Origin of the sequence: Bacillus sp. FSL M7-0558 (assembly GCF_038003245.1) — a bacterium.
Lineage (GTDB): Bacteria > Bacillota > Bacilli > Bacillales > Bacillaceae > Bacillus > Bacillus pumilus.
Window position 1 is genome coordinate 3,468,216 of the sequence record NZ_JBBOOU010000001.1, and the last position, 23,037, is coordinate 3,491,252.

Below are 23,037 nucleotides of genomic sequence, written 5' to 3' on the forward strand. Positions count from 1 at the left end.
TTTTTCATGTGTTAAATCGCATCTTCTTTTGTTTTCTTGAAGACGAACCATTTACTGGCGACATAATTCACGACCACAATCACAAAGTTGACAAGAATTTTTGCGACAGTTTCATTGAGCGCCATTTGGGTCACAAATAAAATCATCAGCCCTAGATCTACACCTAGAGACATGAGACGAACACTAAAAAATGAAGAAAGCTCACGCATAAGGCTTTTCGTATCACGGGCCTTTTGCTTGAAGACATACTTCTTATTGGTGATATAAGCAAAGAGAACAGCAAATACCCATGAAACAACTGTAGCTGTTTTATAATCCATGGAAAACATCTCAACGAATAAGTAGAAGCTGACAATGTTGACGATGGTTGTACACACACCCATCACAAGATACATGACAACTTCTTGATACTTTTGAAAAAGGCTATACATGTCTTTCTTCATTCCTTCTTGGTGGTTTCTGTTTCTTTTAGAATACCATCTTGAGAAGAACTTCCCAAACGAACAATATGTACGTCCTGCACAGATGAAATTTGTTCTACTCGATGGCATATGTCACCTAATTGGTTTATATAAGCCAAATGTTTTAGGTCTTTTTCATTATTTTAATTTATAATCTTTTAACTGACTTTACAATTGTTTATTATTAGAAGTAAGAAATCAATATTTATGGGTTTTTTAGTCATTTTTTTAGGAACGTGGTAGGTGATAGATTTTACAAAATAGGTTAAATGTCATCATTTTTCGACAAAATCTATTTTGCGCTGTTTTCATCCACACGTACAGTTACTAGACGGTTTGTTCAAGTCATTGGTTGCAGATGAATATGTCTTATTGAACTGGAGGATATTATGGATACGCAAGTGAAAAGAAGAGTTGACGAAGAGTGGGTTTATTTGATTCAGGAAGCGAAAAAAATTGGACTAGCCATCGAAGAAATACAAGCTTTTTTAACATCCAACGGTGATCAGAAGATGATAAACAAACCGTAAATCAACGCCGTTATCCTTTGTCTTTCAGACTGCTTTGGCTAAAAGTTCTGACTTGTCAATTGACCTTTTAAAAATCCTTTCATGACGATACGCTACAGTAGAACACCCCTTCATACCAATCCCTTCCACTCATGGGGTTCTGTCTTTCTATATTAGGAGGACAGTCCGTTTCCCGTTCTTTATATGATCCCTTTTTAGCTACTATTCATAAAAATTGTTCTTCTCTCGTTATAAAACCAAGCTCCCCACCCATATATTAAGCATGAAAACAATGAGAAAGCAGAAAGGTGGGTAGAGCGTGAGTTCAGATTCCCTTTCCTATTATCACCAAAAAAAGGATCAGTATTATCATGGCGTGAACCCGGTCATTGTCAGCCGTATTCGTGAGGAATGGACGTCTTTATTGGATATCGGATGCGGCACAGGCAAGCTTGGAAAAGTCCTGAAACAAAAGGGCCGGACCATTTATGGAATTGAATCGTTTGAGAATGCAGCAAAAGAGGCTGAGCAAGAGCTAGATCATGTGCTATGCGGAAATATTGAACAGATGACGCTCCCTTACGAACAGGAACAATTTGACTGCATTATATTCGGAGATGTCCTTGAACATTTATTGGACCCGTGGGCCGTTTTAAAGAAGGTCAAACCTTTCCTTAAAAAAGAAGGAGCCATCCTGTCATCCATTCCAAATATCGGTCACATATCAACCGTTTTAGAATTATTAGCCGGCAGATTCACTTATACAGATGCAGGATTAATGGATCAAACTCATTTACGTTTCTTCACTCTTCATGAAATTCATGCACTGTTTCATTCAGCAGGCTTTCGTATTCGCGAACTCGAAACCATTCGCGTACAGCATCCTACCTACGCGAGCGTAATGAGTGATTTACATGAATTACTCATGAAGCATGGCATTCGTTCAGATTTTCATGAGGCCGCTACCGCCTATCAGTATGTGGTTGAGGCGGTTCAGCTTCATGAGTAACCCCACCATCCTGTTTGTTTTATGTGTAAATGATGAGTCTATGTTTCAGGCTTGCTTTCGGCAGCTCGCTTCACTTCCTGCTCCCCATGGATATCATGTGGAGGTTTTGCCGATTAGACATGCATCCAGTATGACCTCTGCTTATAATGAAGCCATCACTCATCCAGCTCAGTTTAAAATTTATCTTCATCAAGACACCTTGATTGTCAAACAGCATATGCTGCTTGAGTTGATCCCGCTTTTTTTACAAAATCCATCACTTGGGATGATTGGGGTCATAGGTGCAGAAAGCGTGCCTGACAATGGAATCTGGTGGGAAAGTCCTGATTGCAGGGGGAAAGTCATTGAATATCGTCACGACACCTATCAGCTGCTTTCGTTTGAAAGTGGTCGTCAACAGGCAGAAGCGCAAGATTATATGAACGCTTCGGCGATTGATGGTCTTTTCATGGCGACGCAATATGATGTGAAGTGGCGTGAGGACCTCTTTGATGGCTTTCATTTTTATGATGTTTCGCAATCCTTTGAATTCATGCAACAGGGCTATGAGGTTGGCATTGCGAAACAAGAAGAGCCTTGGTGCATCCACAAATGCGGAGATCATTTTGATGCGGAAGCATATGAAAAAGCGAGACAAACATTTCTTGCAAATTATCGATAGAAAGCACCCTTTTCGGGTGCCTTTTTTATGATATACTGTCATAAACAGCCAGATCGTCTCATATGCATTGGAGTACCTTGTCCCTAATTCGTACAAAGGAGGAAACAATGGCAGACAAAAAAGTTCATTATAAGAAGGTTGCCGCTTCAGAGGATTTTCGAAAACTTCTCGAGGAAAAACGCAGATTTATCGTACCGATGACGATTTTCTTTTTTCTCTTTTACTTTTCACTTCCGGTTGCTACATCCTACTTCACCTTTTTGAACACGCCGGCAATTGGTGCGATTTCATGGGCGTGGTTATTCGCCCTCACACAATTTGTGATGACCTGGGTATTATGTGGACTTTATGCGAGGAAAGCAGCTCAGTTCGACAAATATGTAAGCGCTTTAAAAATTGAATCGAGAGGTGATGACGAATGAGCATGACCGCTTTTATTTTATTCATAGCGATCGTAGGGCTCACATTGGTCATCACGTATTTTGCTGCGAAAAAAACGAGCAATGCAAGCGATTTTTACACAGCAGGTGGAGGTCTGACTGGATTTCAAAACGGACTTGCCATCGCCGGGGACTATATGTCTGCCGCATCATTTTTAGGAATCGCTGGAATGATCGCGTTAAATGGATTTGATGGCTTTTTCTATAGCATTGGCTTTCTAGTGGCGTATCTTGTCGTACTTTACGTTGTAGCCGAACCGCTTCGAAATCTAGGGAAATATACGATGGCCGATATGATTGCTGCACGATTTAAGCGTCCTGCCATTCGAGGAGTTGCTGCGTTTAACACAATCACAGTCTCTACTTTTTATATGATTGCACAGCTTGTTGGGGCAGGTGCATTAATCAAGCTGCTTCTTGGCATTGATTACTGGATTGCGGTACTGATCGTCGGTGTCTTGATGACCATTTATGTCGTGTTTGGTGGCATGATCGCAACCAGCTGGGTACAGATTACAAAGGCTGTACTTCTCATGCTTGGGACACTGATTATTTCACTGCTTGTATTTGCAAAGTTTGATTTTAGCCTGCTGAAGATGTTTGAGGAGATGAAAACAGCGACCCCGCTCGGTGGGGCATTTCTTCACCCGGGAAATAAATATGATGTGCCTTTAGAGACCCTGTCTTTGAACCTTGCTCTAGTGCTTGGGACAGCAGGTTTGCCGCACATTTTGATCCGGTTTTATACGGTGAAGGATGCCATTTCTGCGCGTAAATCTGTTCTATCCGCTACGTGGATCATCGGTATTTTTTATCTAATGACAGTTTTCCTTGGCTTCGGTGCTGCTGCCTTTGTTGGAACAGAAGCGATCACAGCAGCAGATGCAGCCGGAAATATGGCCGCTCCACTGCTCGCCCAAGCCCTTGGAGGAGATTTGCTATTTGCCTTTGTTTCCGCTATAGCCTTTGCGACCATTTTGGCGGTCGTAACTGGTCTCGTCCTATCCGCCGCGTCTGCCTTTGCGCATGACTTTTATAGTCAGATCATCCGCAAAGGGAAAGCGAGTGAACGTGAACAGGTAAAAGCGGCACGCTTTGCTTCCATCGGCGTGGCCATTCTTTCTATCATTCTCGCATTATTTGCCCAATCGTTAAACGTTGCTTTCCTTGTGTCACTTGCCTTCGCAGTGGCAGCAAGTGCAAATTTACCATTGATTATCTTCACTGTTTTTTGGAAACGATTTAATTCTACGGGTGCCATTGCAGGGAGCTTAGTAGGACTTTTGAGCGCACTGATTATCGTCTCGCTCAGCCCAAGCGTCTGGGACCCATCGGGAGCAGCCATCTTTACAGGAGACCCACTCATCCCGCTGTCGAACCCTGGAATTATCTCGATCCCGCTTGGATTCCTTGCCGCTTACTTAGGCACGATCTTCTCCTCTGAAAAAGCAGATGAAGATACCTTTACAGAAATTCAAGTAAAGGCACATACAGGGATGCATATGGATACTGATTCATAAGGAAGAGCCGGCTGATGAGCCGGCTTTTTGTGTTCTTCTCAAAAACAAGTTTCAGTAAGGTATAAATTGACCTTTTAACTTATTTTTATACTTCTCTAATCTGGCAAACCTTCTACGTGTGATCAAAGAGCAGCATGTGACGAGGATCAACAAAATTTCATGCTCTTCTCCTCTATTATCAATCACACTTTTCATCCCTATCACCTCCTTTTTATGTGTGTTCAAACATCCTCCTACACAACATCATTCATATGTTATCATTTTATACACATACTGGAAATCATTTCACATGTTGAGAAACTCTCATTTGAACAAAAAAAGCTGCAAGAAAGAAGTGACATTACTTATGCGTCAAATATATTCTGCCAAGTTATTATTCGAATCCATCTCATCACCAAGCAGTATGCCCGATAAAATATTTGAAGAACGAATCATTTTGGTACGAGCAAAAAACCATTGTAAAGTAAAGGATATCATCCAAAAAAACTTTCCAGAAGAAACCTTTGATAATGCTGAAGGCGGACAAACGACCATAAAATTAGCAGCCATATTAGATGTCTTTGATCTTGTAGATGACTTAGATCAAGAACCACTGCATTTAAGTGAGGTGTACAGCCGCCACCTTATTTTTGATGAAGAAACATCTGTTCAAGAAGCCATTGAGGCATATTCTTTAGACAAATAAAAAAGCCGGCTGCTCAGCCGGCTTTTTAATAGATCTGTAATAACTCTGGATTTTTCCGAACGTTTTCGAAATAAACGATCTTCCCTTGGTCGTCCAGCTCTGCAATATCAATTCCTTCTGCTGTATAGACACGGCCATCCGATAGTTTTCCACAAACGGCCCAGTTTGTTTCATACTTTCCATCTCTTTTAATCCATCCATCCCACATATGCTTAATCTCTTCATGTACGTGGAAAAATTTTTCTAAAATTTGTGTGAATCCTTGGATACCAGATTTGTTGTCGCCATTTATGACAACTTTGACATCTTCAGAAAACAATGCCAGCAATTCCTCCAATTGCTCCTCTCCTCTTCCCACTTCATCATACCGGCGAAAATACGTATCGAGTACATCCATGTTCATTCTCCTGTATTTACCTGTCATTTCGATAATGATCGAACTATTTGATTATACACAATTGTTTCTCACCTGTCTATTTTCCCCGAAATCAGAAAAGACATGAATTGAGTCAATCCATGTCTCCTCCAGATTAAAGAGATACTTTTTCTGATGCAACAAGTGCTTTCAATTCTTCTGCTGCTTTTTTAGGATCAGCGCTCTGGCTAATGGCGCTGATGATGCTAATACCATCTGCCCCTGCTTGTATGACTGGTGCTGCATTGCCATATGTGATACCCCCAATGCCAACAATCGGAATATGAAGACCATGATGACGCACTTCAGTGATCAATGATACTCCTTGGACACTGCGTGTATCCTTTTTCGTTTCTGTTGGATAAACTGGGCCCATGCCAACATAATCTGCGCCGTCCTTCATGGCTTGTTTTACTTCATCTAGGTTATGCGTAGACACGCCTAATATTTTATTCCCAATCCTTTGTCTGACATCTTTTGCGTTTGTATCTTCCTGGCCAACATGAACACCATCTGCATCAAGATCTATCGCTAGCTGCACATCATCATTCACAATAAAAGGAACATTCGCTTCTTGGCAAAGTACTTGAAGTTGGCGAGCCAATTGTTTTTTCTCTTCTCCTTGCAAAGCCCCCTCGCCCTTTTCTCGAAATTGAAACATGGTGATCCCGCCTTGAATCGCCTCTTTCAAAACATCAAGCGGTTGCCGGCTTGTATTCGCTGTTCCCATAATAAAATAAACCGATAATTGCTGTTTGATTTGCTGTTGATCAGTCTTTGTCATGTGACATTCCCCCTATTTTCCCTATCGACAACACATCATCGCCAGTTGTGTGTGAGAGTGCATTGAGCAATTCCATTTGAAACGTACCTGGCCCTTTATTCTGGGTGTACTGAGCTGCCTTTTCAGCTGCGACACCATAAAATAATAGAGCAGCTGCCGACGCGTGAAGCGGCCTTTCACCTACTGCACAAAATGCCCCGATGACAGACGTCAGTAAACAGCCGGTTCCCGTCACCTTGGTGAGCCATTCATGTCCATTATGAATAGACAACACGTCCTCTCCATCTGACACCACATCGACTTTCCCAGTGATCACCACAACGGTCTGAAGTGTCCTCGCTGCTTGTTTGACTAGTGCCGATACATCTCCGTTCGCTGCTTTCGCATCCACGCCTTTTGACTCCCAGCCATCCACTTCAAGTAAATGAGCAATTTCTGCAGCGTTCCCTCTGACAACGGTCATGTTCACTTGCTCTAACAGCTGTTTTGCCGCTTTCATTCGAAACGCCGTCGCACCAACGCCGACAGGATCTAATAGAACAGGTATCCCCTTTTTATTGGCAGATTGTCCAGCCATAATCATGGCCTCCACCGTCTCCTTGGTCAGTGTGCCAATGTTCAGCACAAGCGCATCGGCTAATTGCGCCATTTCAGCCACTTCTTCTTTGGCATTTGCCATGACTGGCGAAGCGCCTAAAGCAAGCAGACCATTTGCTGTAAAGTTCGTCACGACTTGATTGGTGATATTATGAACAAGTGGATTTTCCGCTCGAACCTTTTCCAATAAATGAGATGCGATGCTTGTTTTCATCTGTATCGTCCTCCCTTTTACTCTGCTCCCCATACATAGGATTTCGTATGCTTTAACCATTCTCTTGCCGCAAACGACAAATAGCGATCCTTTCGCCAAATGACTCCTAAATGCCATGGGATCGACGTATTTAAGGAAATGACTTTCACCTTTTCAGGATCAAGATCACGGCAGATCCGCTCAGGCAGAAGGCCAATTCCCAAGTTCTCGGCTACCATCTCACTAATGAAATCCCATTGAGACGTTTCATAAATGACATTGGGCCGGAAGCCCGCATTCATACATTCATTCAATATCCGGCTATGCAGAACAAAGTCTTCTCGAAAGAAAATAAAGGACTCTTCCTTTAAATCAGCTAAATCAACCTTATCTCGACCTGCCATCGGATGTGATGGATGCGTCACGAGCTTCATGTCCTCTTTAATAATGGTGTACGTATGAAAGATTTTATCATTTGCAGGCAGAACAATGACACCAATATCTAACGAACCATCTTCGACCCCTTCCTCTACTTTAATAGAGCCGTGCTCCACTAATTGAAATGTGACATCAGGATACTGCTGACGAAATTCTCCCATGACATTCGGGAAAAAACTCGATCCAATCATCGGCGGCAGCCCGATGCGAATATGCCCTTTTTTGACATTCATTAGATCATTTAGCTCGCTCGTTAAATTTTGAAATGATTGTGTGATTTCACTCGCCTGGGTATACATCGTTTGTCCAGCATCTGTCATTTCAACCTGCCGGCCATTCCGATAAAACAACTGCACCCCCAGCTCATCCTCGAGATTTTTGACCATCTTGGAAATGGTAGGCTGCGACACATAAAGAGATTGTGATGCTTTTGTGAAGCTTTTTAACCTCGCCACTTCTAAGAAATATGTTAAATGTCTAATGTCCACATGACTCACCCTTCCTATAGACAAAAGGAATACTAATTATTCGATATATGTATTTTACCTATAACTGAACGTGCTGTACACTTTAAAGTAAGCTAATCAATTGGAACGTTGTCATGTTTTTGTGAAACAGTGAACAAATTATATAGAAAAAGGAGTGAACAGAAAGTGAAATTGCTCAAAACGCCGCTGATTGCTGTCCTTCAGATTATGGCTTTGTTTGTTTTTGCGAAATTGATGAATGTGCTCGCGGCCTTTTTGCATTTAAGAATACCGGGTACGATTTTAGGCATTCTGGTCATTTTCTTATTACTTCATTTTAAAATCATTCAATTAAAATGGATTGAACTTGGTGCCGTATGGCTGCTCGGAGAACTGCTGCTATTCTTTATCCCATCAGCCGTTGGTGTCATTGATTATGGAACATTGATTTCTCAATCTGGTACAAGTATTGTCCTTGTCGTCTTACTGAGTACCTTTGTCGTCATGCTCTCGACTGGTATCATGACGCAAATGATCGCGAAAAGAAAGGAGCGGAAAAAGCTATGTTAGTTGGCGCACTATTTCTGATCTTAACGGTTCTTTTATATCTCGGATCAAAAGCGGTGTATAAACGGCATCCGAAGGTCTATGTCTCACCATTACTTGTGACACCGCTTGTCCTTGTCGTCTTTCTGTTAATCGTCAACATTCCTTACGATGCATACAATCAAGGCGGGAAATGGCTCACGAATATGCTTCAGCCTGCGACTGTTGCTTTTGCCATTCCTTTATATAAGTATTTTCACATTCTGAAGAAGCATGCAGTGGAAATTATTTTGAATGTGGCTTGCGGTTCTGTCATTGCGATTCTATCTACGGCATTTATCGCGAAGTTGTTTCATTTGGATACAGGCCTTATTGAAAGTCTTGTTCCAAGGTCGGTCACAACACCAGTGGCGATGAGTGTGTCAGAAATGATTGGCGGGATGCCGTCCGTTACGGCAGTATTCGTCATTTTAACCGCACTGTTTGGGTCAATTATCGGTCCAATGATCATTCGTTATTTCCGTATTGATAATGACATTGCCATGGGCGTCCTGCTTGGTACTGGGGCACACGGGGCAGGAACATCGAAGGCATTTGAAATGAGCTCCGTCTCAGGGACGATCTCAAGTGTGTCGATGATTCTTTCAGCCATCATTACATTATGTGCAGCACCTCTCCTCATGTCGTTTGCCTTATAAAAAAAGCCATTTCCTTTATCGGAAAATGGCTTTTTTCTTATGCTTGTATGAAGACAACCTTTAAATAATTTCCTTCTGGATAATTCTTCGTCGTACGGAAATCCTCAGGAAGTGTATATTCTTCAAGGATACGATAGGTTTGTCCTGATTCTTTAAAGGCCTGCGCAATAAATCCTTTGAATTTCTTCATACCAAATGCACTGCTATTCGTTGATGCCACAATGACGCCGTTCTCAGCTGTGATTTGGATAGCTTCTTTTAATAGCTTCTTATAATCCTTCGCCGCACTGAATGTGTGCTTTTTCGTGCGTGCAAAGGATGGCGGATCTAAGATGACAAGATCATAGGTCCATCCTTTTTTCGCAGCAAACGGAAAGTACTTAAAGACGTCCATGACTTTAATATCCTGCCCGTCCACAACTATATCGTTGACTTCAAACTGTTCAGATGTTTTTTTCAAACTGCGGTTTGCGACATCTACACTTGTCGTCCTGCTCGCTCCGCCAAGCGCTGCTGCCACGGAGAAAGCACCTGTGTAAGAAAATGTATTGAGCACGGTCTTTCCTTTTGCATAGCGATCTCGAATTGCTTTTCTCACATGACGTTGATCAAGAAAAATGCCTGTCATCGCACCATCATTTAAGTAAACCGCTACGTTCATGCCATTTTCTTTCACGATGAGAGGAAATTGACCTTTCTCCCCTTTTACAAAATCATCATCTTCTATATACTGTCCCGACGTATCAAATCGTTTCTTTTCATAAATGCCTTTATAGTCTGGATATACATGCTCAAGTGCAGCCAATACTTCCGCCTTGAATGTATAAACTCCTTCGCTATACCACTGGATGAGATAGAAGCCGTCATAATGATCAATCGTGAGCCCACCAATGCCATCTCCCTCTCCGTTGAACACACGGAAAGCAGTCGTCAGTGCATCATGAAATAAATGCGTTCTGCTTTTTGCTGCCTGCTCAAGCTTGGAGACAAAAAAGGCATGGTCTATTTTTTCGTTGGCATCAAAGGTGAGTACCCAGCCGATCCCTTTATTTTGCACACCATAATATCCTTTTCCTAAAAAGGTGCCTCGCTCATCCACCCATTCAATCAGCTCGCCTTCTTTCATACCGTTTACATGCGATACAGCATCTTTAGAAATGAGCGGGTATCCCTTTTTCACTTGTTCTGCAAATGTTTGTTTTAATGAGATTTTTTTCATTCGTGTCATCCTTATCCTAAATTGACTCTCTCTATCCTATCATATGAATGTATACGTTACTTCTATTATGATAAGATGAGGAGAAAAATATCAACACACCATAGAGGAGGCTCTTTTTTTTGACGACATTACGATTAGATCATACAGGTATTATGGTTTCAAATATTGATACGTCCATTGATTTTTATGAAAAAGTCGTGGGCATGAAATTAAAGGATCGCATCACTCATACAAACGGAATCATTGAGCTTGCATTTCTCGGCTTTAAAGATGAGGCAGAAACGGAAATTGAGCTCATCCAAGGGTACAGCAGCGATCTGCCATCTGAAGGAAAGGTTCACCATCTTGCCTTTACAACTGACAATATTCATGCTGAATTCAATCGTATTCAAAAGCTGCAAATCGAATTAATTGATGAAGAAATTACGACGCTACCAAATGGATACTGCTACTTCTTTTTCAGAGGGCCAGACCAAGAATGGATCGAATTCTTCCAGCGCTAATATTTCCTAGGAAATGGGGCCAGTTCCCTTTAGGCTCCATAAAAGAAAAAGAGTAAGAGCATCCATATGCCCTTACTCTTTTTTTATAACACCTTACTAAGAAATGATTTTGTACGCTCATGCTGCGGATTTCCAAAGAGAGCCTCCGGTTTGTCTTCCTCGACAATATATCCGCCATCCATAAAGATCACGCGGTCTCCTACCTCTCTCGCAAAGCCCATTTCATGTGTGACCACAATCATTGTCATGCCTTCGACGGCTAATTGTTTCATAACTGCTAATACATCCCCGACGACTTCAGGGTCAAGAGCAGATGTCGGTTCATCGAATAATAACACTTTCGGGTCCATTGCCAAGGCTCTTGCGATGGCGACACGCTGTTTTTGTCCACCAGATAATTGGTTAGGGTAGCTTTTGGCTTTGTCTTTTAAGCCGACCTTTTCAAGCAGGTCCATCGCTTTATCGACTGCCGCCTTCTTGTCGGTACCTTTTACCTTCATCGGTGCGATCGTGATGTTTTCTAAAACGGTTTTATGAGGAAATAAATTAAAGTGCTGAAACACCATCCCCACTTCTTGTCGTACTTTATTGATATTCACCTTTGGATCTGTAATCGTATGTCCGTGGACAACGACTTCACCAGCCGTAATATCTTCTAATTTATTGAGACATCTTAGAAACGTGCTTTTGCCTGATCCAGAAGGACCAATCACACACACTACTTCCTTTTCTTCGATGACTGCATTAATATCCTTTAACACTTCGTGATCGCCAAAGGATTTCTTTAAATTCTTCACCGTAATCATACTCATTTGATATCAAATCTCCTTTCTGCGTAGCTAGCCAGTAGAGAAAGTAAATAAATGATCACGAAATAAATGATACCGACAATGAGCCAGACATTCAAAGGATCAAATGTTGCCGATGCCTGTACTTGTCCCCGCTGCATAATATCGGCAATTCCGATAATTGATAAGAGAGACGTGTCCTTCAAGCTGATGATGGCTTGGTTTGTAATTGCTGGAAGCATGCGGCGAAATGCCTGTGGAAGGACGATAAAGCGCATGTTTTGTCCCCCTGTAAAACCTAAGGAACGCGCAGCTTCTGTTTGTCCTTTATCAATGGACTGAATCCCAGCACGAATAATTTCTGAGAAATAAGCTCCTGCATTAATCGCTACTGTAATAATCCCTGCCGGCACTCGATCAAGCGATATGAATTCAAGTGTATTCAAACCAAAGTAAATGAAGAATAGCTGTACGATAAATGGTGTGCCTCGGATGGCATTGACAAAGACAAGTGCGATGAAATTTAAGATTTTAAAAGGTGACAGACGGAATAATGCCACTATTAAACCGATGATAAATCCTAAAATGATGGCAACAACAAAGATATATAAAGTGGTTTGCAAACCATCCATTAAATACGGAAATGCATTAATAATCGTGTCCATGTTTCTCCCTCCCTAATTCACATACGACGCATCATAAAGAAAGCGCGCTCGGAGCGCGCCTCGCTTGTATTATGACTTCAAATATTTATCAATAATTTTGTCATATTCACCATTTTTCTTTAGGTTCTCTAGACCTTTATTAATCTTTTTCAATAGGTCTTGGTTTTTCCCCTTCATCACAGAGATACCATACTGGTCTCCATTCAATCGGTCTCCAACTGTTTTCAATTTTAAATCTTGCTGTGCAATTGCATACGTAATGACAGGATAATCCTCAATTAAGGCATCTGCATTTCCGTTTGAAACTTCTTGGAACATCGATGGGCTGTCATTAAATTGAACCACTTCATACCCATATTTATCTGCGTTATCTGATGCAAATTTTGCACCCGTCGTCCCATTTTTAACAGCTAGCTTTTTCCCCTTTAAATCATCAATTGATTTGATGCTACTGTCCTTTTTCACAACAACTGTCAATCCAGCGTCGAAGTACGGATCTGAGAAATCTACCTTCTTCTTACGCTCATCTGTAATGCTCATTCCGCCCATCCCTACATCAAGCTGACCTGCCTGCATTGCCGGGATAATGCCTGAGAAGTCCATCGCTTCAAGTTTCACTTTGAAGTCTTGGTCTTTCGCGATGGCGTTAATCAGATCAACGTCGATTCCTTCAGTTTTACCACCCTTTTCAAATTCAAATGGCGGATATGTTACATCTATCCCAATTTTATATGTGCCTTTGCCTTCTCCCGAACCGCTGTCCGATTTTGATCCACAGGCTGCCATGACGAGCACAACTATGAGTCCCATGATCAGTAACATCGATTTTTTCATAAAACACGCCCCCTATTGTCAGTTTTATCTAAATATTCGCAATACCAATAATACTATACCACGCTAAAGCTATAGTGTGTGATGTTTTTTATCAATACCAAAGATCCATACAATTCTAGATCAATAGTCTCTTTAAATTTTACTTTTTTGCGAATAACTCATTTTATTCTAAAAGAAGAGCGATTCACAATCATAATGTGAGATAATCTCACAAAAAACGAGATACCACCTTGAAAACCGCCGTTTTTTCTAACATACGAAAACAAACGCTTGAATGGCCTTCTTCTCTCTATTGATATCGTAATATATCTTCTCTAAAACCCTCTTTTTACCTAAAAATATGTAAGCGTATACAAAAGGCGCATGATCCCTATTTCTTTCACAACTGGTTGAATTTACATCAAAAAACATGTTTTACAAATTGCGAGAGAGCGCTTAAAATATAAGAAGATACTGAATATGGAAAGTGAATTCAGATGAACGGAAATCGAACGAGATGGATAGATGAAGAAAGGAGGATATAAATTGGCAGAAACAGGTGTTTTGTCGTCCGTTGATGTAGCGAATATGTTAAATGACTGGTATGTCATGATGAAAAAAAGAGAAATACAAGGTGCGATCCAGCTAAAAGAAGAGATTCTTCAAGCGTTTGATCGCATGGAAGAGAATCAAGATGTCCTACTTTACTATCAATTGCTAGAGTATCGTTTTAAGGATCTCATTGAAGATACAGCTTCGCTGGATCACAGTCTTTTTGTTGATGAAAATGCAATCCGTACAGATGACATGCTCAGCTACTATTTCTATTTCTTTAAAGGGATGTATGAAATGCGCAGAGGCAATCAGGATACGGCATTTCACCTTTTAAAATTGGCAGAGGATAAATTAGATCTCGTCCACGATGACATTGAAAAAGCAGAATTTCATTATAAAACAGGGTGTCTTTACTATAATATAAGATCCACGCTCCTCTCCATACACCACTTGAAAATGGCTTCATCTATTTATGACGCAGATCCATGTTATGTGAAAAAATCAATCAGCTGTCAAATGATGCTCGCTTTGAATTATGCTGATCAATCAAAATATGATGAGGCAGAGTCATTATTTGAAGAAGTGATTCATTCACTAGAACAAATGGAAGACCCAGATTTACTTGGTCACGCGTATTGCAATGCAGCTTTTATTAAAAGTCTTAGAAATGAATACAGTGAAGCTGTGCCGCTCCTAGAAAAGGCTTTATTGATCGAGACATTTGAAACGTCTTCTCCAGGCGGCTACTTACTTGCCATGTATGCCTACACAAAAGCACTATTCAAGCTGAAAAAGCCTGGTTTGTTCCACTATTATGTGCAGCTTTCACTTCAAAAAGCAGAAAATTTAAAACAACGAAACATTTCTCTTAAATTATCTATTTTAGAAACACTTATGCTTCAGCAAGACAACATGATAGAGCAAATCAAGTCTTATTGTGATCAATTAGAATCTATGAATTTTCTTGTCGATCTTGAAGCCATCTGTCAGGATGCAGCTGCTTACTTAACAGATATTGGACTTCATGAAGAATCCACTTATTTCTGGAACAAGGCGTTGTCCTTAAAAACTTGTTAAGAATATGGAGTGATGTATGATGAAAAAATGGCTTATCACAACTGCGATTTTGACACTCTTGATAACAGGTGTTTCTATTGGCGCTTCTATCCAAAAAGAGAGCCAATCTGCACAATCTCAAGATATCATTCAAAAGAGAGACCGCGGCACCAATCCTTAAACAAGAAAAAGAGTAGCTGTGAATATCACAGCTACTCTTTTTTATACGTTAATCGATTTCTCGTTTAATATTTTGCATTTTTTCATCTAAGTAATGGGCGATATCTGCCGCTTCCTTTAATTCATCGGTTAGCTGATGAGGGACATCGTTTTGCAGTTTATAATAGATTTTATGTTCAAGGCTCGCCCAAAAATCCATCGCTATGGTCCGCACCTGAATCTCAACCTTCACATGCTCCACACGATTCGTTAAGTACACAGGGATTTCCACAATTAAATGCACACTTCTGTAGCCATTTGGTTTTGGATGTTGAATGTAATCCTTCACTTCAAGGATTTTTAGATCCTCTCTTTGCCTCAATACATCCATAATATTATAGATATCTTGAATAAAGGAGCAGATGATACGGACACCTGCGATATCATGAATATACTCCTTGGCACATTGTGTTGTGATGTCGCATCCTTTTCTTGCTAATTTATTTACAATGCTTTCAAAGGATTTGATCCGTGATTTTGTATGCTCTATTGGATTGTGGCCATGGATTAAATTATATTCCTGGCTAATGATTGAAAACTTCGTATCCATTTCATCTAATGCAAATTTATATACTAATAATTCATTTTTCCAGTCTTCCATGACGTTTTTCAAATCTTCTACATGAGTTGCTGACATATTCATTTCTTTTTGTCATCTCCTTTTGGGAAACGGCGGCAGCACCGCTTTCCGTTTACTAGACGGAGACGGGACTCGAAAGGTTTTAAAAAATACGTCGTCAGCCTCGCTGTTTGTAATACGTCAACGCCAGCGCAAGCGCGAGTACAGAGCCTTTCACAATATCCATCGCGTAATAAGGGACAGACATCATCACAAGTCCATTTTGCAAAATACCGATGAGCACAGCCCCAATAAAAGTACCAAATGCATTTGGTTTTCCTGCTCCCATGACGGAAAAACCGATAAAAGCTGCCGCTACGCCATCCATTAAATATGGTGTACCCGCATTTATTTCCGCTGTCATTACCCTTGATGCCAGCACAATACCGCCGATTGCTGCAAATAAAGCCGAAAGCAGATATGCCGCGATTTTATATTTATTCACATGAATACCGGACAATCGAGCTGCTTCCTTATTCCCTCCAATGATGTACATAAATCGTCCGTGCTTTGTGTAGGTCATGAAAACATGTGCAAATAGCACAATCACTGCCATTAAGAGAATGATATATGGCACCTGTCCGATTTTGCTGAAAAAGGCAGGGATTGTACCCGTTGAGAATGTACCATCAGGCAGCACCATGTTTTCAGAAATGGTCGCCCCTTTCGTATACGTCTGAGCCAGCCCTTGAATAATAAACATCATGGCTAATGTCATGAGCATATCTGGAATTTTCATTTTGACAATCATCAAGGCATTGAGTAAACCAACAATAAGGGCAGCTGCTAGCGCAGAGAGGATCGCAATCAGCGGGTTTTGCGAAAACCACACAAACATAGAAATCACAATTGCATTCGATAACGTTGCGACTGATCCGACCGATAAATCAAAGCCGTTGACTGCCAAGGAGATGGTAAGGCCCACCGCAATAATGGTCACAATGGAGATAGACCGTAAAATATTGATAATATTCCCTGATTGCAAAAACGCTGGATTCGCTGCCGCAAATACCACAACCAATACAGCAATGGTTAAGATCGTGCCATATCGATAAAAGAAATCAAATAGATGAAAGGATGGCCGCTGTTTTTTCGTTTGCTGCACAGGGGCTGGAATTTGTTGTTCACTCATGATTGTCCTCCTGTTGAATGATATAAAAGCTCTTCTTCAGTCGTTGGGGCAGTCATTTCCCGGGCAATGCTGCCATCATACAGCACATAGACTCGGTCTGCGATCCCTGCAATCTCCGACAGCTCACTTGACGCATAAATCACAGATTTCCCGCGGGCGGCAAGCTCTGCAATCAACGTGAAAATATCTTTTTTCGCTCCAACGTCAACACCTTTAGTTGGTTCATCAAAGAGATAGACATCCGCTTCAGCCAGCAGCCATTTTCCGATGGCAATCTTCTGTTGATTTCCACCGGATAGATGCTTCACCTTTGCTTCAAGAGATGGGGTTTTGACACCTAGTCGTTTGACGATTTCGTTTGCTTTCCGCTTTTCCTTCGAACGATGTAAAAAGCTGAACACGCTTGAGAATGAACGAAGACTTGCGGCCGTTAAGTTCCACCCCACGCTCTCTTCTGTCAGAATCCCTTCCTTTCTCCGTTCTTCTGGCACAAGGGCCATTCCAGCTCTCACGGCTTGATGAGGCGATGTGATGCGAACGGTTTGACCATGAAGCTTCACAGTCCCTGTCGTTTTTTCTGAGGCGCCGAAAAGGGCTTTACACAATTCCGTTTTTCCAGCACCGACAAGGCCTGCAATTCCGAGAATTTCACCCTTTTTCACATGAAGATGAATATTGCGTAATTTATGCTGGTCGTTTAGCTGCTTCACTTCAAGGGCAATAGGTGCATCCTTCAACGGTGTACGGAGCGGGAATTGCTCCTCTAATGGCGCACCTAGCATTTCTTCAATGATCTGCTGCGGATTTGTATTTTTAACAAGGTGAGCTGCGACATCGGTTCCATTTCGCATCACTGTCAGTTCATCACATATGGTGAAAATTTCAGGCATGCGATGAGAGATAAACACAATGCCCGTTCCATTCTGTTTCAGCCGGTCAATCATTGAAAATAATTTGTTTGTTTCTGTATGACTTAGCGGAGCTGTTGGTTCATCTAAAATTAAAATGCTACATTTGATTGAAACGGCTTTGGCGATGAGCACCATCTGTTTTTCCGCAAGGGTCAGATCACTTACAAGGCGTTTTGTGGAGATGTCGATGTCCAGTTCTTTTAATCGTTGAGCTGCCTTACGGTGCAGCTCTTTCCAGTCGACAAATGTTTTTTTCTCAATCTGATGCATCATCATATTCTCACCAACACTTAAGTAGGGAACGAGAGCTGTATCCACTTCTTGATGAACCGTCTGCACACCATATGAGGCCGCATCCTTTGGGGTTTGAATCGATGCCGCCTGACCATTGATTTGGATGCTTCCTTCATAGTGCGAATGAGCGCCAGAAAGAACTTTCATTAACGTGGACTTCCCAGCACCATTCGCTCCAATCAGTGCATGAACTGTCCCTTTTTTTAATGTGAAATTCACTTGATCTAACGCTTTTACTCCTGGGAATTCAATCGAAATATGTTTCATACAAACTAGCGGCGAAGTCATAGATGTCCTCCTTCTCATGATCATCATCTGAAAAACGAAACACCCTCTATAGAAGAGAGTGCACGGCGTTTATTTTGTATAATGCTTCTTCAAGGTCTTCATCCAATCTTCTTCAAAGGCAGTCGATGAGCCGAACCCCTTCACTTCGTCTGCAAGATTGACCATATTGATGGCCTTTCCTGATTGTTGAAGCTGTTTTTGTGAGATGAGAGAGGCCTCAAGATCATAGGAAGACGGGGTTTTCTCACCCGCTATTTTCTTCGCAAGAATTCTCACGTCAACTGCGCCAATGAGCTTCGGATCAACCGCTGCTGTGTACTTCCATGGACTGTCTTTTGCTGTCATTTCTTGAAGATCCGCATTTGACACATCAATCCCATAAATCTTCACTTCTGTTCTTCCTGCTTCCTTTAGCGCTCTTGCTGCGCCAATGGCAAAGGCATCCCACGTAGCAAAAATAGCGTCAAGTTTGCCCTTTGGATATTTATTCAGCATCGCTGCCACTGCATTTTGTGTTTGAACAGACGTATCAGAGGAGGCAATACCAAAGCGGTCAAGTTCCTTGATCCCTGCATGTTGTTTGAGCGTTTCTTGATAGACCTTGTTCCGTCTCACCATTGGCGGGAATCCATCTACCCAGAGGTACGCAATATTTGCTGTTCCTTTAAAGTCAGACACGAGTGCGTCTAGTGATTTTTTCGCTAATTGTTCGTCATCTTGAGACGTCACTGTGACTCCTTTGATGTCCTTCAGCTTAGGATTTGAATCGAACGCTACGACTGGAATACCCTTCGCTGTGATCTTTTTCACGTCAGCGACGGTCGCCTCGTCGTCCCCATGAGAGATGATAAAGCCATCATAATTTTCTTCCAGCGCCTGAGAGATCGCGTCATGGAACTTCGCTGTATCTCCATTTGCGGTGTAGACATCTACCGTAAAGCCAAGCGCTTCACCTTCTGCCTTCGTCCCAGCTAAAAACTGCGCTGTATGATCATCTCCTCCAATTTTACGAATGACTTTAATTTTTGCTCCCTGTCCCTTTGCAAATCGCTTCGGTACATTGTCAAAGGAGACCTTTTCGTTCGCATTTGTCTTTGAGCCTGCACTTGATCCAGTGCCGCAGCCTGTTAATAGGACGGTCAATACCGTTAATAATATAAGACAAGATGTAAAATAGTTACGCTTCATTGCTGTTCCTCCTCAAGTTGTTTTTATTTTTCACATCGGAAAACTAGGTAAAAATGTGGGAAAACGCCAGTAAACTGTTCTTTCATTTGAAAAAGAGACGAAAAAAAGCCTCTCTTGGAAAGAGAGGCTTGATCACCGTTGCATGAAACATGTATCGGGATTCTTCCTCTCTTATCTGTCAAAGCTGTAACAGCTTTGCAGGAATTAGCACCAATTTCTATAGTAGAAACGGTTGCCGGGCGTCATAGGGCCAGTCCCTCTGCCTCTCTTGATAAGAGATCCGTTATGAAATTTTGTTTTCGTTGAAATGTCTTCTTTACTTTAATGTGATGTCACATCAATGTCAATGATTTTTTTGAAAATTTAAAACAATGAGTTTGCGATTCAGACTTGCTTAATTTCCGATGATTTTCTTAGCAGGTGATGACTTCTTCAGGCGAAAATCATATTTTTTCTCATTCATAAATTGTGGATTGAGATGTGCTGATCCTTTATCTTGACCGCTTTTAGAGAGATACGTTTTGTAGCCTTCCATCCATTTCCCGCGCCATACCCACTGTGATGCTTTTGCACCTTTGCGGTCGTCATATACGTTCTTCTGGAAGATATTCTTTTGATTTACTCCATAAAAATTCACGACTAAGTAATGCGAGGCACTCGCTGTCATGATATTGCTCGTGATTCGATTGTTCACAGCTTGATATTGCATCAACAATTGACCGCCTTCTAAGCCGGCTGTGTCATTTTTGTATAAAATATTATGTGAGATCGTCGTATTTGTTGTTCCGCCTCGCTTTTTATCATAGCCGCCAATTGAAATGCCTGTATAACGGTTCAAATACACTTGATTGTGTTCGATGCGAATGCGATCTGCCATTTTTCCTTTATGTTCACTTGTGACTTCAATCCCTAGGTCATTGTGATGTGTGATGTTATGATCAATCACAATGTCCTTCCCGCCATCCACATAAATTCCGCCAGCGGAGATGTCTTTGCCATAGGCTGGATTTCCTACACTCGTAATCTCATACACTTTGTTTCTAGATACGACACCATTTCTGACTTGATCGTACTTTTTAGAAGGTGCTACGTTCTCAAAACCAATTAAATCAATGCCTATATTATCAGTGTGGCGGACGGTGTTATGTGTCACACGGAACTTTTTGACGTTCCCATTGAGCACAAGCGCTTCACTGAAGCCCAGTTTTAATTTTTCAACAGTGTTTCCTTTGATTTCGATGTCTTCAATGGCTGCAGGAGCTTTTGTTCCATAGACCGCAATACCGTGCGCATTCCCATTTGTGTGTGTCGTCTGAATGTCATACACTCGGTTGTTGAGAAGTTTGACGCCTTTCCCGCTTCCTTTGATGAAAATACCGACTGGGGTCAGATCTTCCTTATTCGTCTTGAGATGTCCCACCGTCAGACCTTTGAGGATAATGTAACTTTTTTCATCGATCGAGACAAGACCGCCATCTGCTTGATTTCCTTTGAGTGAAGCCCCGCTAATGACAGGTTTTTCTTTTCCGTAAGCTTGAAAGATAACAGGTGCTTTCTTTGTCCCTGAATGGCGGACAATCAATTTCTCTTTGTATGTGCCGCCTCTCACGTAAATGGTTGCCCCGGCTTTCGCCATACTTGCCGCTTTTTTCAGCGTGCGAAAAGGTTTTTGCTTCGTTCCTGGGTTTTTGTCGTTTCCGTTTGTCGCCACGTAATAGGCAGTTCCCTGCTTGGCGCCAGCCTCCTCTGTCATCGCTTGACAGCCGAAGCTGATCACGGTCATGAATAAAATGAGTAAAATGCTTGGTATCGCTCGTTTCATCTTGTTGTTTGCTCCTTTCACTTCTCTTCTTTCTTTATCGGTTAAAAAAAAGAGGATTAAAATATGACAATGCCCCTTGCAATGTACTAGTCAAAAGGTGTATGGTTGAAAGAATATCTTACAGGTAATTTATCCGCTTTTAAATTGTCAGATTAATCAGTTAATAATGTATTTGGATTTTATTTCTTTATTAAAAAGGGGTGACATGAGGCAGACTGACGGCAGAGAGAAGGAAAGCGCTTTAACAGATTTTTCTTGTCTGAATTCCAGAAAACCTATTGCTAATATTTTGTGAAGGTATAGAATAGAATCATAATTATTTCATATTATTAGAATTTTCAAATAATCAAACAGCAAGGAGATTTACGATGCCAAAACAACCCATCCGCGTTGAACTTAGTTCAACAAAAAAACCAAAACCTCAATCTGATCAACTTGAATTCGGAAAAATCTTCACAGATCACATGTTTGTGATGGATTATTCCATTGATCAAGGCTGGTATGATCCAAGAATTATCCCTTATCAGGCCATTCCAATGGACCCAGCTTCGATGGTCTACCATTATGGGCAATCTGTTTTTGAAGGCTTGAAGGCTTATGTTTCTGAGGATCAGAAAATTCTCTTATTCCGTCCGGAAAAGAACATGGAACGCTTAAACAGATCCAATGACCGCCTGTGCATCCCACAAATTGATACAGAAACGGTTTTAGAGGGCTTAAATGAACTCATTCGCATTGATAAGGGTTGGGTACCTGATGCAGAGGGCACTTCATTGTATATCCGTCCATTCATTATTTCCACTGAGCCGTATTTAGGCGTTGCGCCGTCAAGCACATATAAGCTGCTCATTATCCTATCTCCAGTGGGGTCTTACTATAAAGAAGGCATCCATCCTGTCAAAATTGCCGTTGAAAACGAATTTGTCCGTGCCGTTAAAGGCGGAACAGGAAATGCCAAAACAGCTGGAAACTACGCCTCAAGCCTCAAGGCACAGCAAGTTGCTGAAACGAAAGGTTTTTCACAAGTTCTTTGGCTTGATGGAGTTGAGAAAAAGTACATTGAAGAAGTCGGGAGTATGAATATTTTCTTTAAAATCAATGGAGAAATCGTGACGCCTGAATTGAACGGTAGCATTTTAGAAGGAATCACACGTAACTCTGTACTTGAGCTATTAAAACACTGGGGAATTCCAGTGACAGAGCGTAAAATTTCGATTGATGAGTTAATTGAAGCACATCAATCAGGCGAGCTTGAAGAAATCTTTGGAACTGGAACAGCGGCCGTCATCTCTCCTGTCGGGGAATTAATTTATCACGATCAGCCATATGTGATTCAAGATGGTCAAACAGGTGAAGTATCGAAGAAATTGTATGAAGCCATTACGGGTATTCAAAAAGGAACACAACCAGATATCTTCGGCTGGACAGTAGAAGTCGATTCGGTCGTCAAACAAGCTTAAGCATGTAAAAGAACCTTTCAATCATGAAGGGTTCTTTTTTGTTTATTCACCCCTCTGATATACCTTATAATGGTAATCACAC

27 protein-coding genes and 1 riboswitch are annotated in these 23,037 nt (G+C 41.4%); of the genes, 12 read left to right on the forward strand and 15 right to left on the reverse strand.

Features of this window, described 5'->3' with window-relative positions; genetic code table 11:
• Positions 1 to 11: 11 nt before the first annotated feature.
• Complete coding sequence (locus MHB79_RS17665; protein ID WP_034620336.1) at positions 12 to 395, reverse strand: GtrA family protein; 384 nt, start codon at positions 393 to 395, stop codon at positions 12 to 14.
• 455 nt (positions 396 to 850) lie between these two features.
• Between MHB79_RS17665 and MHB79_RS17670 the strand changes: the two genes are divergently transcribed.
• From MHB79_RS17670 to MHB79_RS17690, 5 genes are all read left to right on the forward strand, one after another.
• Complete coding sequence (locus MHB79_RS17670; RefSeq protein WP_003215413.1) at positions 851 to 991, forward strand: anti-repressor SinI family protein; 141 nt, start codon at positions 851 to 853, stop codon at positions 989 to 991.
• A 298-nt stretch (positions 992 to 1,289) separates the two neighbouring features.
• Positions 1,290 to 1,979 carry a class I SAM-dependent methyltransferase gene (locus tag MHB79_RS17675; protein ID WP_050944517.1) on the forward strand — a complete coding sequence of 230 codons (690 nt, stop codon included), beginning with the start codon at positions 1,290 to 1,292 and terminating at the stop codon, positions 1,977 to 1,979.
• Positions 1,972 to 2,640 (forward strand): glycosyltransferase family protein, encoded by a 669-nt coding sequence (locus MHB79_RS17680; RefSeq protein WP_137054211.1) that lies wholly within the window; start codon positions 1,972 to 1,974, stop codon positions 2,638 to 2,640. The genes MHB79_RS17675 and MHB79_RS17680 overlap by 8 nt, the downstream gene beginning before the upstream one ends.
• Positions 2,641 to 2,747: 107 nt before the next feature.
• Complete coding sequence (locus tag MHB79_RS17685; protein ID WP_003215154.1) at positions 2,748 to 3,062, forward strand: DUF485 domain-containing protein; 315 nt, start codon at positions 2,748 to 2,750, stop codon at positions 3,060 to 3,062.
• Entirely contained in the window at positions 3,059 to 4,600 is a 1,542-nt protein-coding gene (locus MHB79_RS17690) for a solute symporter family protein (protein ID WP_003214799.1), read from the forward strand. Before MHB79_RS17685 ends, MHB79_RS17690 begins: the two co-directional genes overlap by 4 nt.
• 51 nt (positions 4,601 to 4,651) lie before the next feature.
• On the opposite strand, the gene MHB79_RS17695 is transcribed toward MHB79_RS17690, so the two are convergent.
• Positions 4,652 to 4,795 (reverse strand): hypothetical protein, encoded by a 144-nt coding sequence (locus MHB79_RS17695; protein WP_003215361.1) that lies wholly within the window; start codon positions 4,793 to 4,795, stop codon positions 4,652 to 4,654.
• Positions 4,796 to 4,946: 151 nt separating this feature from the next.
• On the opposite strand from MHB79_RS17695, the gene MHB79_RS17700 reads away from it, so the two are divergent.
• Complete coding sequence (locus tag MHB79_RS17700) at positions 4,947 to 5,285, forward strand: DUF4288 domain-containing protein (protein ID WP_340990386.1); 339 nt, start codon at positions 4,947 to 4,949, stop codon at positions 5,283 to 5,285.
• 25 nt (positions 5,286 to 5,310) lie between these two features.
• On the opposite strand, the gene MHB79_RS17705 is transcribed toward MHB79_RS17700, so the two are convergent.
• From MHB79_RS17705 to cidR, 4 genes are all read right to left on the reverse strand, one after another.
• Complete coding sequence (locus MHB79_RS17705; RefSeq protein WP_253622037.1) at positions 5,311 to 5,682, reverse strand: nuclear transport factor 2 family protein; 372 nt, start codon at positions 5,680 to 5,682, stop codon at positions 5,311 to 5,313.
• Between the two features lie 133 nt (positions 5,683 to 5,815).
• On the reverse strand, positions 5,816 to 6,484 hold the full coding sequence (gene thiE / locus MHB79_RS17710; protein ID WP_050944521.1) for a thiamine phosphate synthase: 669 nt from the start codon (positions 6,482 to 6,484) through the stop codon (positions 5,816 to 5,818).
• The gene (gene thiM / locus MHB79_RS17715; protein WP_050944522.1) at positions 6,471 to 7,295 is read right to left on the reverse strand and encodes a hydroxyethylthiazole kinase; all 825 of its coding nucleotides are present in this window, start codon (positions 7,293 to 7,295) and stop codon (positions 6,471 to 6,473) included. Before thiM ends, thiE begins: the two co-directional genes overlap by 14 nt.
• A 17-nt stretch (positions 7,296 to 7,312) precedes the next feature.
• On the reverse strand, positions 7,313 to 8,200 hold the full coding sequence (gene cidR / locus MHB79_RS17720) for a cidABC operon transcriptional activator CidR (protein WP_003214744.1): 888 nt from the start codon (positions 8,198 to 8,200) through the stop codon (positions 7,313 to 7,315).
• Positions 8,201 to 8,365: 165 nt separating this feature from the next.
• Between cidR and MHB79_RS17725 the strand changes: the two genes are divergently transcribed.
• Positions 8,366 to 8,749 carry a CidA/LrgA family holin-like protein gene (locus MHB79_RS17725; RefSeq protein ID WP_003215226.1) on the forward strand — a complete coding sequence of 128 codons (384 nt, stop codon included), beginning with the start codon at positions 8,366 to 8,368 and terminating at the stop codon, positions 8,747 to 8,749.
• Positions 8,743 to 9,423, forward strand: a complete 681-nt coding sequence (locus tag MHB79_RS17730) for a CidB/LrgB family autolysis modulator (RefSeq protein ID WP_050944523.1) — start codon at positions 8,743 to 8,745, stop codon at positions 9,421 to 9,423. Before MHB79_RS17725 ends, MHB79_RS17730 begins: the two co-directional genes overlap by 7 nt.
• A 37-nt stretch (positions 9,424 to 9,460) precedes the next feature.
• Here the strand turns inward: MHB79_RS17730 and MHB79_RS17735 are convergent, their stop codons facing one another.
• Positions 9,461 to 10,642: a class I SAM-dependent rRNA methyltransferase gene (locus tag MHB79_RS17735; RefSeq protein WP_253622036.1), complete on the reverse strand. Its 1,182-nt coding sequence runs from the start codon at positions 10,640 to 10,642 to the stop codon at positions 9,461 to 9,463.
• Between the two features lie 119 nt (positions 10,643 to 10,761).
• On the opposite strand from MHB79_RS17735, the gene MHB79_RS17740 reads away from it, so the two are divergent.
• On the forward strand, positions 10,762 to 11,145 hold the full coding sequence (locus MHB79_RS17740) for a VOC family protein (protein WP_003214664.1): 384 nt from the start codon (positions 10,762 to 10,764) through the stop codon (positions 11,143 to 11,145).
• Between the two features lie 83 nt (positions 11,146 to 11,228).
• On the opposite strand, the gene MHB79_RS17745 is transcribed toward MHB79_RS17740, so the two are convergent.
• From MHB79_RS17745 to MHB79_RS17755, 3 genes are all read right to left on the reverse strand, one after another.
• Positions 11,229 to 11,957: an amino acid ABC transporter ATP-binding protein gene (locus MHB79_RS17745; protein ID WP_003215369.1), complete on the reverse strand. Its 729-nt coding sequence runs from the start codon at positions 11,955 to 11,957 to the stop codon at positions 11,229 to 11,231.
• On the reverse strand, positions 11,954 to 12,598 hold the full coding sequence (locus tag MHB79_RS17750) for an amino acid ABC transporter permease (protein WP_003215015.1): 645 nt from the start codon (positions 12,596 to 12,598) through the stop codon (positions 11,954 to 11,956). Before MHB79_RS17750 ends, MHB79_RS17745 begins: the two co-directional genes overlap by 4 nt.
• 69 nt (positions 12,599 to 12,667) lie before the next feature.
• Positions 12,668 to 13,432 carry a transporter substrate-binding domain-containing protein gene (locus MHB79_RS17755; RefSeq protein WP_034620276.1) on the reverse strand — a complete coding sequence of 255 codons (765 nt, stop codon included), beginning with the start codon at positions 13,430 to 13,432 and terminating at the stop codon, positions 12,668 to 12,670.
• A gap of 525 nt (positions 13,433 to 13,957) precedes the next feature.
• Between MHB79_RS17755 and MHB79_RS17760 the strand changes: the two genes are divergently transcribed.
• The gene (locus MHB79_RS17760; protein ID WP_106032064.1) at positions 13,958 to 15,043 is read left to right on the forward strand and encodes a Rap family tetratricopeptide repeat protein; all 1,086 of its coding nucleotides are present in this window, start codon (positions 13,958 to 13,960) and stop codon (positions 15,041 to 15,043) included.
• 19 nt (positions 15,044 to 15,062) lie between these two features.
• Complete coding sequence (locus MHB79_RS17765) at positions 15,063 to 15,203, forward strand: hypothetical protein (protein WP_169901775.1); 141 nt, start codon at positions 15,063 to 15,065, stop codon at positions 15,201 to 15,203.
• A 48-nt stretch (positions 15,204 to 15,251) separates the two neighbouring features.
• Here MHB79_RS17765 and MHB79_RS17770 read toward each other — a convergent pair whose 3' ends face one another.
• The 5 genes from MHB79_RS17770 to MHB79_RS17790 all read right to left on the reverse strand — a co-directional run bounded on the left by MHB79_RS17770 (position 15,252) and on the right by MHB79_RS17790 (position 21,495).
• Positions 15,252 to 15,884, reverse strand: a complete 633-nt coding sequence (locus tag MHB79_RS17770) for a GTP pyrophosphokinase (protein ID WP_050944526.1) — start codon at positions 15,882 to 15,884, stop codon at positions 15,252 to 15,254.
• A 94-nt stretch (positions 15,885 to 15,978) separates the two neighbouring features.
• Positions 15,979 to 16,992 (reverse strand): ABC transporter permease, encoded by a 1,014-nt coding sequence (locus MHB79_RS17775; protein ID WP_340990394.1) that lies wholly within the window; start codon positions 16,990 to 16,992, stop codon positions 15,979 to 15,981.
• Positions 16,989 to 18,485 (reverse strand): sugar ABC transporter ATP-binding protein, encoded by a 1,497-nt coding sequence (locus tag MHB79_RS17780; protein ID WP_340990396.1) that lies wholly within the window; start codon positions 18,483 to 18,485, stop codon positions 16,989 to 16,991. The genes MHB79_RS17775 and MHB79_RS17780 overlap by 4 nt, the downstream gene beginning before the upstream one ends.
• Positions 18,486 to 18,554: 69 nt before the next feature.
• A complete protein-coding gene (locus tag MHB79_RS17785; protein WP_340866603.1) occupies positions 18,555 to 19,673 on the reverse strand; it encodes a sugar ABC transporter substrate-binding protein in 1,119 nt (372 codons plus the stop codon).
• Positions 19,674 to 19,841: 168 nt separating this feature from the next.
• A riboswitch (SAM riboswitch) is annotated at positions 19,842 to 19,951 on the reverse strand.
• A 116-nt stretch (positions 19,952 to 20,067) separates the two neighbouring features.
• A complete protein-coding gene (locus tag MHB79_RS17790; RefSeq protein ID WP_340990397.1) occupies positions 20,068 to 21,495 on the reverse strand; it encodes a right-handed parallel beta-helix repeat-containing protein in 1,428 nt (475 codons plus the stop codon).
• A gap of 368 nt (positions 21,496 to 21,863) precedes the next feature.
• Between MHB79_RS17790 and MHB79_RS17795 the strand changes: the two genes are divergently transcribed.
• Entirely contained in the window at positions 21,864 to 22,955 is a 1,092-nt protein-coding gene (locus tag MHB79_RS17795; protein ID WP_340990398.1) for a branched-chain amino acid aminotransferase, read from the forward strand.
• Positions 22,956 to 23,037: the final 82 nt, after the last annotated feature.